Genomic DNA, 14,673 nt, shown 5'->3' with positions numbered 1-14,673 from the left:
TCCTGATTCCTGTCATTGGTTTGGTGATTTGCGAGTGTCGGCGATTAAGGAGCGTGGCACAAGTGCAGTTGATTTATTGGGACGAGCTGCTGCCACGAACTCGTCATTGCGAGCGCAGCGAAGCAATCCAGACTGTCACCGTGGAAAGATTCTGGATTGCTTCACTGCGCTCGCAATGACGAGGGTGGGGAGAGCATCGACTCACGCCTTCGATTTCTCATGCGCCCGCAGCTCGTCGACCAGCACCCGCACGTTCTCCGAATAATCGATCGGGATCGAGACCAGGTGCACGCCGCCCTCCTGGAAGGCCGCCTCCAGCGTCGGGCCGAAGCTGTCGATGCTCGCGATACGATGCCCCTTGGCGCCGTAGGCCTTCGCATAGACGACGAAGTCCGGATTTCCAAAGGTCATGCCGTAATCGGCAAAATGATCGACCGCCTGCTTCCAGCGGATCATGCCATAGGCGTTGTCCTCGAGCACCAGCACGACGAGATTGAGCTTGAGGCGGACGGCAGTCTCCATCTCCTGGCTGTTCATCATGAAGCCGCCGTCGCCAGCGACCGCGAGCACGCGGCGGTCCGGATGGAGCATCGCGGCCATCATCGCCGACGGCAGGCCGGCACCCATCGTCGCCAGCGCGTTGTCGAGCAGCAGCGTGTTGGCGACACGGGTGCGGTAATTCCGCGCGAACCAGATCTTGTACATGCCGTTGTCGAGCGCGACGATGCCGTTCTCCGGGATCACTTGGCGGATGTCATGCACGATCCGCTGCGGCGTCGGCGGCCAGCGCGCCTCGGTGGCGCGATCGGCGATGTGACTGAGGATCTCTTCGCGCAACGGCAAGAGCGCCGCTGCCTGCGGCAGCTTGCCTTCGAGTCGGTCAGCGAGCAGCTCCAGGCTCGGGCCGACGTCGCCGACGACCTCGGCGTCGGGAAAATAGACCAGCTCGACGCTCGCCGGCGTGTAGCTCACGTGAATCACCTTCGGCCCCGCCGGCCCCATGATGAAAGGCGGTTTCTCGACGGGGTCGTGGCCGATCGCGACAATCAGGTCGGCGGCATCGATCGCGTCATGGACGTAGTCGCGTTCGGATAGCGCGGCGGTCCCCATATAGAGATTGGTGCCGCCGGGCACGGTGCCCTTGCCCATCTGCGTGGTGAAGAAGGGAATGCCGGTCCGCCGCACGAAGCTTGCGATGCCATGCGTCGACCGCGGCCGGCTGGTCGCAGCGCCCATCATCACCAATGGGCGCTTTGCGGCCAGGATCATCTCGGCGGCACGGTCGAGCGCGGCACGATGGGCAACCGGAATTTCGATCGGATGGACCGGAATGACCGGGGCGGCGGGCACTTCATCGCCGGCGATATCCTCGGGCAATTCGAGATGCACCGGCCCCGGCCGCTCTTCCATCGCGACGCGAAAGGCGTCGCGCACCACGGTCGGGATGCTGGAGGCGCTAACAATCTGCCGCGACAGCTTCGTCAGCGGCTTCATGGTCGCGACCACGTCGACGATCTGAAAACGCGCCTGCCGGCTGCTCATGATCGGCTTCTGGCCGGTGATCAGGATCATCGGCATCGCGCCGAGATGCGCATAGGCCGCGCCGGTGGACAGATTGAGTGCGCCAGGTCCAAGTGTCGACAGACATACGCCGGGCTTGCCGGTCAATCGCCCATGCGTGGCGGCCATGAAGGCGGCGGCCTGCTCGTGGCGGGTCAGGACCAGCTCGATCCTGGAGGTGCGGAGCGATTCGACGAGATCGAGATTCTCCTCGCCGGGTACACCGAAGATGCGGTCGACGCCCTCGTTCTCCAGCGCCGCGACAAACAGGTCCGATCCTTTGACTTTGTGGTCCTGTCCGCTCATGTTTGTCCCCGCTTGCTGTGCTGACTCCTGCGTGTCACAGGAAGGGCCTATGGTAGCGGCTCGCGGCGCGGACACAACTCACAAAGCGGCGCGCGACCACTTCAACATCGTCATTGCGAGCGCAGCGAAGCATTCCAGACTTTTTCGGCGGATACATTTCTGGATTGCTTCGCTGCGCTCGCAATGACGGAGGGTCGAGTGGCGGCATACCTCCCTCTTGTGTCCCGGACGCGCTGCAACGCTCTTGGCGTTGCAGCTCAGAGCCGGGACCCAGCAGGCCGCGCACTCGCTGATGCATGGCCCCCGGCTCTGCAGCGCATCACTTCGTGCTGCGCAGCGTCCGGGGCACGAGACCGTTGCGGCGCGGAGTGCAGTCCGAGGTTTTCCGATTTCGCTTCGCTCATCCGCGCTGCGAATCTCTTCTACGAGCTCAACGAGTCAGGCGCGCTGCCCTTCCCGGGCCGAAGTTCCTCACCCAACAAATCAGCACCAAATGGCCGCATATGAGTCCGCAACCTTTGGCAGCGCGAAGGATTCATGGTCAGCGACTCTTCTGTCGCGATCTCAACTGCCAACCTCAAAGGAGTTCACATGGCTCTTCTCGGAAACCTGCTCGGCACGGTCGATGGCCTGCTTGGAACAGCAACGGGTACGCTGTCAGGCGTCGCCGATGCAGGTGGAAGTGCAACGGCCGGTGCCAGCGGCTCGGTCGATCTGTCCCACACGCTCGATGTAGGAGCACTGATCGAGACCAACCCCAGCATCGATGTCTCCGCGTCGGGGCTTGCGGGAACCGGCGGCATCGACGCATCGATCTCCGCGCCGACCGCGGTCGGCCTTAGTGCGGACGTCGGCCATCTCGATGTCGGTGGCCTCCTCCACGGTCTGGTCTGAATAGCAATTCCCCAATGACCGATAGTGACGTGGGGCCTCGGCCCCACGTCACGCCATGCATAGCCGCCAGCGTCCCGGCGCAGGCTCTTTTGACACCTTAAGGACATTCAGATGGCGGCAGCGCTCTTGACGGTCGCAGACGAGGCGCCGGAGCAGCCTTATCGTCGCGGCGATGACGTGCGCGAGGCGCTCAAGAAACTCTGGCCGCACTTTCTTTGGGCCGGATTGTTCTCGAGCGCGATCAACCTCCTCTATCTCTCTTCACCGCTCTATCTGATGCAGGTCTATAACCGCGTCCTGCTCAACGAGAACATCTCCACGCTCGTTCTGCTCACCCTCATCCTCGCCATCGCGCTCCTAACCATGGCAGGCCTCGACGCCGTGCGCGCCTGGATCCTGATCCGCTGCGGCATACGGCTCGACATGGAGCTGTCGACGCGCGTGTTCGAAGCGCTAGTGGTACGATCGGCCGAGCGCGGCGCCTCGCGTGGCGCCCAGCAGCTGCGCGATCTCGACCAGTTCCGCACCTTCGTGACGGGCTCCGGCATTTATTTCGCGTTCGACCTGCCTTGGATTCCGATCTATCTGCTGCTGCTGTTCTTCATCCATCCCCTGCTCGGCCTCGTCGCCACCATCGGCGCGCTGTTGCTGCTGGGGCTCGCAGGCGTGAACGAGGTCCTGACCCGCAATCCGATGAAGCAGGCCGAGGCATCCGGCAACCAGTCCTACGTCTTCACCGAGAACGTTCTGCGCCACGCCGACGTGATCCGCGCCATGGGCATGCAGCCGGCGGTCGAACGCAACTGGCAGAGCCAGCGCTCCGCGATGCTGGTGCAGCAGGCGGTCGCCAGCGACAAGAATGCGGTGATGACCTCGTCGATCCGGTTCTTCCGCCTGCTGCTGCAATCCCTCATGCTCGGTGCCGGCGCCTGGCTCGCCATCGACCATGCCATCACCCCCGCGACCATTTTTGCGGCCAGCATCGTCATGGGCCGCGCGCTGGTCCCGGTCGAGCAGGCGGTCGGCACCTGGAAGCAGTTCATCGGCGCGCGCGACGCCTACACGCAGGTGCGCGACCTGCTCGCCACCATCGACCTCTCCACCCCGCAGACCATCGTGCCGAAGCAGCGCAACACGGTCGAGGTGCGCGAGCTCGTCTGCGAATTGCCGTCACGGCCTGAACCGGTGCTGAAAGGCCTGTCCTTCGAGCTCGCCGGCGGGAAAGCGCTCGGCATCGTCGGCCCGAGCGGCTCGGGAAAGAGCACGCTGGCGCGCCTCCTGGTCGGCGCGATGGCACCCGCTGCCGGGCGGCTGCGCTTCGGCGGGCTCGACTACAATCACTGGGATCCCGTCGAATTCGGCCGTCATGTCGGCTATTTGCCGCAGGATGTCGGCCTGTTCGCCGGCACCGTACGCGAGAACATCGCGCGCTTCGGCGATGCTTCGACCGACGAGATCATCGACGCTGCCGTTCGCGCCGGCATTCACGACATGGTGCTCGACCTGCCCCGGCAGTACGACACGCGGCTCGGCGTCGGCGGCGTCGGCCTCTCCGGCGGCCAGCGGCAGCGGCTCGGCCTTGCGCGCGCCCTGCTCGGCCGCCCGCCACTGCTGGTGCTGGACGAGCCCAACGCCAATCTCGATGGGCCCGGCGAAGAGGCGCTGAAGGCCGCGCTGCTCAGCGCCAAGGCCGACGGCGCAGCCGTCATCGTCATCACTCACCGCACCACGATCCTTGACATCGTCGACGTCATGATGGTGCTGCGAAGCGGCATGCTCGACATGCTCGGCCCGCCCGGCGAGGTCTATCAGGCCTTGCAGCAGCAGGCTGCCGCACGGGCGGCCGCATCATGAGCACGCTCGGTGCAACCTATATCGCCGACCGCGAGCGCGCCTATTACGCGCGGCCGGGACGGCCGGCCCTGGTCGGCGCGATCGTGGTCGGCGCATTCGCTTCGGCCATGATGTTGTGGGGCACACTCGCCCCGATCTCGGGCGCGGCGATCGCCAGCGGCAATCTCCAGGTCGAGGGACGACGCCAGAGCGTGCAGCATCCCTATGGCGGCGTGATCCGCCAGCTTCTGGTCCGCGACGGCGCTCACGTCGAAAAGGGGCAGCTGCTGCTCGTGCTCGACGACAGTGATCCCCGCGCCAAGCTCGACGTGCTGGTCGCCGACCGCGACGCCTCGCGCGCGGCGCAAGCGCGGCTGATGGCCGAGCGCGACGGCCAGGCCGCGCCGGAGTTCGGCGCCGATCCGAAGGATGCAAGGCCCGCGCTGCGGCAAGCGATGGCGAACGAGATTGCGATGATGGCCGCGCGAAAGCACCAGTTCGAAGCGGAGACCGCCGTGCTCCGGCGCAAGATCGCCGAGCTGAACGCGCAGATCGACGGCACTCAGGCGCAGCTCACCGGCACCGAGAAGCAACGCGAATTGCTCTCTGACGAGATGACCGGTGCGCAGCACCTGTATGAACAGGGCTACACGCCGAAGACGCGAATCCTGGCCTTGCAGCGCGAGGACGCCAAGCTCCAGGCCGACATCGGCGCGCAGCGCGCCAGCATCGCCGGCATGCAGCAGCAGATCGCGCAGAACGAGGCCGAGATCGCCAAGGCCGAGCGTGCCCGGATGAGCGAGATCACCGATCAGCTCCGCTCGACCGAAAACAAGCTCGCCGAGCTCGCCCCGAAGATCGACGCCGCGACCGACGTCGTCACCCGTACGCAAATCCGCGCGCCTGCGACCGGATCCGTGGTCGGGCTCGACGTGTTCACCGAAGGCGGTGTGATCCAGCCCGGCGCAAAGCTCATGGACATCGTGCCGTCGGACAATCCGCTGATCGCGGATGCGCAACTCAAGCTGTCCGACATCAACGATGTCACGGTCGGCCGCCGCGCGGAGATCCGGCTGACCGGTGTCAACTATGTCGAGCGGCCCCGCCTTTACGGCACCGTGCGAACGGTCTCGGCCGACCGCGTTACCAACGACAAGTCCGGCGGCCCTGGCTATTACGCCGTCGAGGTCTCGCTGGAGCCGGAGGACGTCAAGAAGTCGCGCATCGAATTGCAATCGGGCATGCCGGCCGAGGTGATCGTGCCGACGCGGCCGCGCACGCTGTTCGAATATCTGTTCGGGCCGCTGCGTGACGAGCTGACCCGCGCCTTCCGCGAACGCTGACCAGGAGCAAGGCCGATGGCTGCATCCGAGCAGAACAACCGCCGCGCCGAAAAGGCCGAGATTGCCCGCAACATCACGACGGAAGAGACGGTCGCATTCATGACCGCTCTGGTCGCCTTCCTGAAGGAGGCCGAGGCCGCCGGACATCATGGCAGCAGCGATGCCCAACCGAGGCCGGTGGATCTGCCGTCCGCCCCCGCGCACCTTGGCGATCCGACGCCGGCGGAGACGATACCGGGCGACCACCAACCGATGTCCGGCGATCAGCATGCCGATGCGAGCGCACCTCCGGCGGACGCAACGTCAACAGCGCTTCATATGGATGTCGCGGATGTCGCAGTGTCGCATGCCGATGGGGGCGTCGAAGTCGCCGCCACCCGGGACATCCCGGTCAGCGCGACGGCTCCCGCCGACAGTCACGCCGCGGCTCCCATCGCTCCCGTCGCATCCGATCATCCTGGAGGAATCAGCACCAGCTCCACTCACGCCGATGTCGCGACCTCCGTCTCCATCGATCCGGCGTCGTCACTGCACGAACTCGGCAGCACGATCACGAACCTCGTCGACACCTCGCTGGCGGCGGTGTCGCACACGCTGGACAGTCTGAGCACGACAGTGACCCAGTTGACGTCGGCCGTAACTGGAACGATTGGCCAGCTCACCGACAGCGTCACTGGCCTCGTCGGCGGCTTGCTGCATTCCGTCGGTGGCGAGATACATGACGCGTCCGCCCCCGACCTGTTCAACGCGCTGGTCACGGATATCGTGAGCACGCCGCCGGCCTCGCACCATGACAGCGCCACGACGCACCATGCCGATATCAGCGGTCTCGACACCGCCGGCGCGGTGCCGATGGCGGCGCTGCCACCGCTGACGATGCATCTCGGCTTTCTTGGCCAGCCGAGCGACAGCCACGATATCCACGACGGCGCGTTCTCGGCGCTCGGCGTGCATCATTTCTAGGGCATTCCAAATCGACGCCGAAGGCAGTTCGCGTTGACAGCGGGGCATATCTGACTAAAGTCAGACATTATGCTCGACCCTGTCTCCCGCGTCCGCCGCTTCAACCGTGCCGTCACCTCTGCCGTCGGTGCGCTCGACACCTCGTTCCTGGGGCGTGGCCGGCCGCTCGGCGCGGCGCGGGTGCTCAACGCGATCGGGCACGGACGCTCGGACGTGGCGGAGATCCGCGACTATCTCGGCCTCGATTCCGGGCTGATGAGCCGGCTGCTCCGCAGCCTCGAGGACGAAGGGTTGATCGAGACCAACGCGCGTGAGGACGACGCGCGCCGGCGCATGGCAAAGCTCACGCGCGCGGGCCGGCGCGAGTTCGCGGCCTATGAGGCGCTGTCGAACGCGCAGGCCGACGGCATCCTGGCGCAACACTCGCAAGCCGAGGCACTGCTGGCGGCGATGGACCTGATCGCCTCCGCGCTGACGCGCGAGCGTGTCACTCTGGATGAGATGGACCCGCAAAGCGCGGAGGCCCGCCATTGCCTCGGCGAGTACTATGCCGAGCTCGGACGCCGCTTCAAGCAGGGCTTTGACGTCTCGCGCTCGCGCGATCCCGATGCCAAGGACATGCGCCGGCCGCGCGGCACCTTCATCGTTGCGATCTCGGACACGCTGCCAATCGGCTGCGTCGGATTGAAGGGCACCGATCACGGCTATGCCGAGATCAAGCGGCTGTGGGTGGCGCCCGCCGCGCGCGGGTTGCGGCTCGGCCGCCGCCTGATGGACGCGACCGAGGATGCTGCGCGCGAGCTCGGCATCACGCTGCTGCGGCTCGACACCAACAGCGCGCTGCCCGAGGCCGGCCAGCTCTACCGCAGCACCGGCTGGCGGGAGATTCCGCGCTTCAATGACGATCCCTACCCCGATCTGTTCTTCGAAAAGCATCTGTGACGCCGCGAGGCGAATTCGCCTCCTGCTGCGTTGTGCTTGCAGCATGGGAGCTTCACGATGAACAGCGCCGATCTCGCCGACACCTATCGCAGCTACATCGCCTGCCTGAACCGGCAGGACTGGCCGGCCCTCGGCCGGTTCGTGCATGACAATGTCGTTCACAACGGTCGGCCGCTCGGGCTGTCCGGCTATCGCGCGATGCTGGAGCAGGATTTCCGCGAGATTCCGGACCTACGCTTCAACATCGCGCTGTTGACCTCGGATCCGCCCACCATAGCCTGCCGGCTGACATTCGACTGCACGCCGGCCGGAAAATTCCTGGGCCTCGACGTGAACGGCAAGCGCGTGTCCTTTTGCGAGCACGTCTTCTATGCGTTCCACGATGGACGGATCCGGCAGGTCTGGTCGGTGATCGACAAGGCGGCGATCGAGGCGCAGCTCTGACGCTGCGCCTCGATCTGGAACTCATGCCGGCGCTGGTGCGGCCTCGCCTTGCGGCTTTGCGAATGGGCGGAACGTCATCGCCATCAGGAAAGCGCCGAGGCCCATCGCCCAGGAGGCGATATAGAGCCAGGCATAACTCGAGAACGCGTCGTAGATCAGGCCGCCTGCGAGCGGGCCGGTCGCCATGCCGAGGCTGCCGGCCATCGCGGAGCCGCCGATCACCGTGCCCATCATCTTGAGCGGAAAGTTCTCGCGAATGAGGACGGCGTAGAGCGGCATGGTGCCGGCATAGATGAAGCCGAAGACGGCGCCGACCGCGTAGAACGTCGCGAGCTGATGCGCGAAGACATATGCGAGCGCGCCGAATGCCTGGAGCAGGAGGCCCGTGACCAGTACGCGCTTGGCACCGAAGCGGTCGCCGAGCACGCCGAAGGCGATGCGGCCGCCCAGGCCGGCAAAACCCTCGATGCTGTAGATCGTCACCGCCGCGACCAGCGGAATGCCGCAGCTCACCGCATAGCTGACGGTGTGGATGATCGGGCCGGAATGGGTGGCGCAGCAGAAGAAGTTGGTGGCGAGCAGGATCAAGAATTGCGGCGAGCGCAGCGCCTCGCCCATTGACAACTCGCCCTGCGCCGCGCCCTCGCCCTTTGGTGCAGCGGCAGCATGCGCGAGCGCCGGCGGACGGCGCACCAGGAACGAGACCGGGATCATGATGGCGCCGACCACCAGCGCGACGATCTGCATCGAGGTGCGCCAATCGTGGCCGGAGACGAGCCAAGCCGCAAACGGTGCCATCGTCATCGGCGCCATGCCCATGCCGGCCGAGACCAGCGACACAGCGAGGCTGCGTTGGGTCTCGAACCAGCCGGTCACGGTCGCCATCATCGGCGCGAAGATCGCCGCGCAGGCCGCCCCGACCAGGAGGCCGAACACGAACTGGAACACGATCAGCGAGGCCGCATGGCTCGCGGCGAACAGGCTCAGCGCCAGCACGGTCGATCCCGTCAGCACCACCGGCCGCGGCCCGAATCTATCCGTCAGCGTGCCCCAGACCATGCTGGTGAAGGCCATGGCCAGAAAGCCGATGGTCATCGCGCTGGAGATGCCGGTCACCGACCAGCCGGTGTCCTTCGTGATCGGCTGCAAGAACACCGGCAGCGAAAACATGCCGCCGATCGCGACGCAGCCAAGCAGGCCGCCGGCGGCGACGATCACCCAGCGGTAGGGGGATTGAGTCATTTTGGTCTCCCGTCAGATCTGTCTGGGTGGAAGACGAACGGGAACAGCGCCGGCCGACAGCGCAACGTCGTTTTTGCCGCACGCTTTTGTGACCTGCCAATAGTGCGAAAACAACCCCATGCACAGTAGCCGACCCCTGCCGGATCAATGACTTACGGCGTTGCGACCGCGATTTGACGCGTCGGGCAAAACACCGGCACAATGGCATCATCCCGCTGAACTTGATCTCATTGCGATCGAACTTCGCCATCCTCGGTGCGCCACGTATCCTGCCCGGTTCGATGCTCAGATCTCGCTTAGCGCTCGCATGAAATTGGGCGTCGACCATGTTGCGACGCCGGTTCCGGCGAAGTCGCGGTCGGTGGTCCAGACATCGGCCTCGACGCTCCACGCCAACGCGAGCACATGGGCATCGCGCACCGATCCATTGCGGCTCGGCACGGCATCGCGAAGGGCCTCCTCGCACCGGGCGATGACCGGCTCCAACGATGCAACGGGAACGATCGTCAACAACTCCGATAGATTATCGAGCACAGCGAGCAGTTCGGGGCGCTGCAAGCCGAGCGCGATGCGCCGACGCGCCTCCTGAACGACACGATCCGTCGTCACGAGGATCACCTTTCCAGCGGCGGCCAAAAGCGCGCCCGAACTTCGGCCGCGAACCGCGGCGACCAGAATGGCCGCATCGATGACGACAGTCGTCGACGGCCGTCTCACGCTTTCCGCTTGCGCGTCAGGGCCTTCACGGCCGCAACCGACCAGTCGACGGGATCGACCTCGCCGAAGCCGGCGAGCGCCGCATCGTCCGCAGCCGCGTCGCGGCCTTTGGCCAGTCGTTCCGCACGCGCCAGAACGGCCGCCAAGCGCTCCGGATCGGTCGCCTTGAGCGGGATCAGAAGCCCGACCGTCCGCTCACCCGATTTCACGGCCGTCGGGCCGGGCAACGCACCGATGGCTTCACCGGAAATCTTCTGTAGATCGCGGATGCTGATATGAGCCATGATGCTGACTTACATACGCCCATACGTAACAGACGGCAAGATGCTTTGCGCCGAACGCGCCCGTCCCGGCAACCAACGATCGGAATCTCGGCATGCTCGCAAGGGCTCCGGCTATCCCGCGCCCTTCAGCGCCCCATGCGCCGACCGCATCCGGCAGCGGCTCGGCAATGCCGGAGGCCGCGAGGACTTCGGCATCAACCTGATGCGCCTGCCGCCGGGCAATTGGTCGAGCCAGCGCACTGGCATTCGCACGAGGACGAGTTCGTCTACATCCTCGAAGGCGAAGTGACGCTGATCGAGGAGGACGGCGAAACCGTGTTGCGCGCGGGCGACTGCGCGGCTTTCCCAAAGACAAGCGGCAACGGCCATCACATGATCAACAGGTCGAACACGACGGCGGTCTATCTCGAAGTCGGCTCGCGCTCGCAAGACGACCTCATCACCTGCTCCGACATCGACATGATGAGCCCGGCATCCGACGGCCGGTTCCTGCACAAGGACGGCACGCCGTATCCGGACTAGGTGGACTCATGAGCCCGCGCAGCGTGCCATCCGGGTCGGGAGATGCAACGACATGCTGCCCGTCTCGCGTTGCCTCTCAGCCTACGGATACGCCCGCCTTTGCCCGGCTAATTCCGAGAGCCAGAATGCGATGCAGCAGGTCCGGGTAGTTAAGTCCGTCATGCCGAGCCGCTGTAGCGAACTCTTGGCTCTTTGCGATCTCGGGATTGGGGTTCGCCTCGATGAAATACGGCGTGCCATCGGCCGTGAGGCGAAAATCGATGCGCGCGTATCCATCGAGCCCAAGCGCCCGGTAGATGCGCTTTGCGGCTCGCTGAATGCGAGCGGTGACTTCGGGTGCGAGGTCCGTTGCCGGTCCGTCGACTATCCCGACACGCTCCTGATAATCGGTATCGTGCTTGGCTTTTTCGGTGGCGATATGCCGTGACCTGCGCCCGCCCATGCTGCCGAACTTTAGCTCCCAAATGGGCAGAACTCGCAGCCGATTATTGCCGAGCACGCCGACATAAAGCTCGCGCCCCTCGATAAACTGCTCGGCGATGGCGGCGGTTTCGCTCCGGTCGTGGATGAACGCGACCCGCTCTGCGAGCTTCTCGTCCGTATCGACGATGGATGCCTGCGAGATGCCGAAGGATCCATCCAGGTTCAGGCTCTTGACGATCAGCGGCAGCGCGAGATGTGCAGGTCGCTTGACCTTGCGGCGCATCGGGAAGACGGCGAAGGCCGGAACCGCGATCCGGCGATGATGCACCAGCGTCTTAGACAGGTCCTTGCCGCGCGCCAGCATCAGACCACGCGGGTTGCAGCCCGTATACGGGACCTTCATCAGCTCGAGATAGCTCGCGATGTGCTGGTCATAGGCAACGTTATAGTGGAACTCTTCCAGCAACGTGAAGGCCACGTGCGGCTTGAAGCTCTCGATCTCGTCGCGCACCGGCCTGATTTCCTCCTGCGCGCCGAGGGGGCGAACCTCATGGCCGGCCGCGCGCAAGGTGCTCACCACGTCATATTCTGTTTTCCATTCGTTGATCTGTTGCGCGGTGTATCCGTCGGTCGAGTCCGGTGGCATGAAGTCCGGATGCATGAGCACCAGAATGCGAAGCCGTCTCATAGTGCGATCCATTTGCGGCGCGATGGGCCGAATAGCGCGTGCATGGTCTTGGCGGTCACGAGGACGGTGAAGTCGAGGACGAGCTTCTGCTCCGGTCCGACGGCACGCAGATCGAGCTCGCGGCAGCGGGAGATCATGTCGTCAAGCACGGCATCAAGCGTGAGCTGGTTCTCGCCCGTCCACCGCGCGACCAATTGCCTGATTTGGGCGCGGTGTCGCCTGATCAAGACCGAAGCCGGTTTTCCACGTTTATGCCGTGGGTCGGCGGAAAAGAGCCTGGAGAGGTCGCGGTCGTAGGTCTTCGGCGGCGTGAAGGCGTAGAACGCCTGCTTCTTCTTGTAATGGTCTTCGAGTGTTTCGCTGAGCTGGCGCAGCGGGTCGACACGCTCTCGCGTGGTGATCAGCGGTCGCTTTCCCGCAATCTCGCCCATCAGCTCGTCGACATATTCGAGTTTCTTCAGCGCTGGCCAACCGGCATATCGCGTCCGCCAGTTCGAACGCGGCCGCAGCCACACTGCAAAAGTTTCGGCGAAGTCTTCGTCGGGGTGGCTCTGCGCGTACCAGAGGCGCAGATGTTGGACATAGCGCCGGCTGGCCGGATTGGGCCGGTAGTAGCGCGGGTAGTGTTTCGATGACGGGCCGAACAGCTGCTGCCAGCGTCGGCGGCGCTGCAATTGGTAGCCGTGCTGCATGGCATGGCCCGCCTCGTGACGGAGGATGGCCATGCACTCGCGCCAAGTTCCACCCTCGACATCGAACATCATCTTCTTCTCGAGCTTCATCAAGCGGGGATGGGCGAGATAAAATGGGATGGCAATGCCGGGAACACCCGCCGGACTAAACCATTCGCTCGAGATCCATGTATGTGGCCGCAGCCGGATGCCCCGCTCTTCGAGCTCTTCGTGGAGAGCGCTGACACAATCCTCGAGCCAAGTGCCTTCGACCGCAACCCCCAGGCTGCTGAGCCGTTGCTTGAGCAACTGATCATCCGACAGCCGTTCCCAACGATATTTCCGGCGTGGCATAGCGGATCTGGAAGTCCTAACAACCCGGTAGCTAGATGATGTCATAGGATGCTGCTGACAACAACTCGACCCTTCGCAACGTGCCGGCAACGTGCCGTTGTTCAGCGGCCCGCATCGGCTTGGGGTCATCGGCCGCCGTTAATGTCCAGGCGGGACGAGTTCCGGGTTGGGCTCGGAAGCCCATCGCTTGTGAGCACATGCCTTAGTTGGCGAGGCCCTGCTTTCCGATCCAATCGTTGACCAGCCTGGCGATGTCGTCGGAGTTGCGGTCCATCATCATCATGTGGGTATTGCCCTTGATCCCGATCTTGGGCAGCTCGAACGTATCGACCTTGCCGCCGGTCGCCGCGATCGCCTGTCCCCATCTCGTCGGATTGACCACGAGCTTCGACCACACCGGGACCTTGTCCAGGAAATCGCCCCACACGATGAGATGCGGCACGCCCTTGAGTTTTGCGGCATCGGCCTTGGCGGGATCAGGCGCGCCTGACGGTTCGACGGCGATCAGCGCCTTGACTTTGTCGGGCGCATTGAGCGCGGCAGTAAAGCCGAAATTGCCGCCCTGGCTGTGCACTACGATGATGCAGGGGCACACCTTCTGCACCAGCGCGTCATAGGCTTTTTGCGTGGCAGCGTCGTTCGTGGCCCAGCGCGGAATACCCTGCTTGGCGAACTGGTCGAACGCCTCGATCGGGAACTGCTCGCCCTCGAACGCCTCGCGCTTGCCGCCGACTTCGTAGCTCGGCCCGATCCGGAACAGCTCCCATGCCTCCTTCTTCGGCCGGAAGAACGGCTCGCTCTTGAAGATTTCAGGGTAGCGCGCCCAGGAAGCGCGGCCGCGCTCGACCGCATCCGAGACGTAGACGTCATAACCGGCATTGAGGAAGAACTGCTGCCAGCCCGGCTTACCGTCGGGCTTGGTCTCCCAGGTCGCGCCGGAGAGGCCGCCGCCATGCCAGAGCAGCAGCGGCAGTTTCGACTTCGGCTGCGCGAGCTTGACGAACTGGACATACATCTGCTCGACCTCGAACTCGCCGTTCGGATCGACCTTGATCGGCGGCGCGCCGGGCGAGAACACGATCTCCTTCGAGGCAAGCCCGCTCAGCGTCTCGGTGCGCCCACCGATGTGGAAGCTGCCGACCTCCTTGACGAGATAGTCGGCCGCGGCCGGCGTTGCTGATGCGATGGCTGTTGCCAGGGCGATCAGGGTCCTGCGCATGAGGTGCTTCCTCCGTTCTCGATGTTTCTTGTTGGCAGCATTGTTATGCGAAGCGCCGATGCAGGGCAAATTCGGCCGTGCCAACAAAAACTCGAAAATCCCCATGCGCGGTAGCCGCTCCTGCGTTCTCAAGGATCTACCTCGAAGTCGGCTCGCGCTCGCAAGAGGACGGCATCACCTGCTCCGACATCGACATGATGAGCCCGGCATCCGACGGCCGCTTCCTGCACAAGGACGGCACGCCGTATCCGGCGTGACGTCAGCAGCG

Annotated in this window: 13 protein-coding genes and 2 pseudogenes; 8 read left to right on the top strand and 7 right to left on the bottom strand. The window is 64.6% G+C overall.

Annotated features, from left to right (window positions below; genetic code table 11):
- Positions 1 to 201 precede the first annotated feature (201 nt).
- The gene (locus tag LRP30_RS17585; protein WP_249761181.1) at positions 202 to 1,866 is read right to left on the bottom strand and encodes an acetolactate synthase large subunit; all 1,665 of its coding nucleotides are present in this window, start codon (positions 1,864 to 1,866) and stop codon (positions 202 to 204) included.
- A gap of 591 nt (positions 1,867 to 2,457) precedes the next feature.
- On the opposite strand from LRP30_RS17585, the gene LRP30_RS17580 reads away from it, so the two are divergent.
- From LRP30_RS17580 to LRP30_RS17555, 6 genes are all read left to right on the top strand, one after another.
- The gene (locus LRP30_RS17580) at positions 2,458 to 2,760 is read left to right on the top strand and encodes a hypothetical protein (RefSeq protein ID WP_249761180.1); all 303 of its coding nucleotides are present in this window, start codon (positions 2,458 to 2,460) and stop codon (positions 2,758 to 2,760) included.
- A gap of 111 nt (positions 2,761 to 2,871) precedes the next feature.
- Positions 2,872 to 4,614, top strand: a complete 1,743-nt coding sequence (locus LRP30_RS17575) for a type I secretion system permease/ATPase (protein WP_128946751.1) — start codon at positions 2,872 to 2,874, stop codon at positions 4,612 to 4,614.
- Entirely contained in the window at positions 4,611 to 5,936 is a 1,326-nt protein-coding gene (locus LRP30_RS17570; RefSeq protein ID WP_249761179.1) for an HlyD family type I secretion periplasmic adaptor subunit, read from the top strand. Before LRP30_RS17575 ends, LRP30_RS17570 begins: the two co-directional genes overlap by 4 nt.
- Before the next feature lie 15 nt (positions 5,937 to 5,951).
- Positions 5,952 to 6,899 (top strand): hypothetical protein, encoded by a 948-nt coding sequence (locus LRP30_RS17565; protein WP_249761178.1) that lies wholly within the window; start codon positions 5,952 to 5,954, stop codon positions 6,897 to 6,899.
- A gap of 69 nt (positions 6,900 to 6,968) precedes the next feature.
- A complete protein-coding gene (locus LRP30_RS17560; protein WP_249761177.1) occupies positions 6,969 to 7,841 on the top strand; it encodes a bifunctional helix-turn-helix transcriptional regulator/GNAT family N-acetyltransferase in 873 nt (290 codons plus the stop codon).
- Positions 7,842 to 7,898: 57 nt separating this feature from the next.
- Entirely contained in the window at positions 7,899 to 8,285 is a 387-nt protein-coding gene (locus tag LRP30_RS17555) for an ester cyclase (RefSeq protein WP_249761176.1), read from the top strand.
- 21 nt (positions 8,286 to 8,306) lie between these two features.
- Here the strand turns inward: LRP30_RS17555 and LRP30_RS17550 are convergent, their stop codons facing one another.
- From LRP30_RS17550 to LRP30_RS17540, 3 genes are all read right to left on the bottom strand, one after another.
- On the bottom strand, positions 8,307 to 9,527 hold the full coding sequence (locus LRP30_RS17550) for an MFS transporter (RefSeq protein ID WP_249761175.1): 1,221 nt from the start codon (positions 9,525 to 9,527) through the stop codon (positions 8,307 to 8,309).
- 285 nt (positions 9,528 to 9,812) lie between these two features.
- Positions 9,813 to 10,244 (bottom strand): PIN domain-containing protein, encoded by a 432-nt coding sequence (locus LRP30_RS17545; protein WP_249761174.1) that lies wholly within the window; start codon positions 10,242 to 10,244, stop codon positions 9,813 to 9,815.
- Positions 10,241 to 10,528 carry a hypothetical protein gene (locus tag LRP30_RS17540; protein ID WP_128934333.1) on the bottom strand — a complete coding sequence of 96 codons (288 nt, stop codon included), beginning with the start codon at positions 10,526 to 10,528 and terminating at the stop codon, positions 10,241 to 10,243. The genes LRP30_RS17545 and LRP30_RS17540 overlap by 4 nt, the downstream gene beginning before the upstream one ends.
- Before the next feature lie 78 nt (positions 10,529 to 10,606).
- On the opposite strand from LRP30_RS17540, the pseudogene LRP30_RS17535 reads away from it, so the two are divergent.
- Positions 10,607 to 11,050: pseudogene (locus LRP30_RS17535) on the top strand (cupin domain-containing protein).
- Between the two features lie 76 nt (positions 11,051 to 11,126).
- Here the strand turns inward: LRP30_RS17535 and LRP30_RS17530 are convergent.
- The 3 genes from LRP30_RS17530 to LRP30_RS17520 all read right to left on the bottom strand — a co-directional run bounded on the left by LRP30_RS17530 (position 11,127) and on the right by LRP30_RS17520 (position 14,405).
- On the bottom strand, positions 11,127 to 12,161 hold the full coding sequence (locus tag LRP30_RS17530; protein WP_249761173.1) for an ATP-grasp domain-containing protein: 1,035 nt from the start codon (positions 12,159 to 12,161) through the stop codon (positions 11,127 to 11,129).
- The gene (locus LRP30_RS17525; RefSeq protein ID WP_128937438.1) at positions 12,158 to 13,186 is read right to left on the bottom strand and encodes a putative zinc-binding metallopeptidase; all 1,029 of its coding nucleotides are present in this window, start codon (positions 13,184 to 13,186) and stop codon (positions 12,158 to 12,160) included. The genes LRP30_RS17530 and LRP30_RS17525 overlap by 4 nt, the downstream gene beginning before the upstream one ends.
- 202 nt (positions 13,187 to 13,388) lie before the next feature.
- A complete protein-coding gene (locus LRP30_RS17520; RefSeq protein WP_249761172.1) occupies positions 13,389 to 14,405 on the bottom strand; it encodes an esterase in 1,017 nt (338 codons plus the stop codon).
- 134 nt (positions 14,406 to 14,539) lie between these two features.
- Between LRP30_RS17520 and LRP30_RS17515 the strand changes: the two are divergent.
- A pseudogene (locus LRP30_RS17515) lies at positions 14,540 to 14,662 on the top strand (transcriptional regulator); the annotation flags it as partial.
- Positions 14,663 to 14,673 lie beyond the last annotated feature (11 nt).

The organism is Bradyrhizobium sp. C-145 (genome assembly GCF_023375135.1).
GTDB classification, from domain to species: domain Bacteria; phylum Pseudomonadota; class Alphaproteobacteria; order Rhizobiales; family Xanthobacteraceae; genus Bradyrhizobium; species Bradyrhizobium zhanjiangense.
This window is presented reverse-complemented; position numbering and strand designations above follow the sequence as displayed.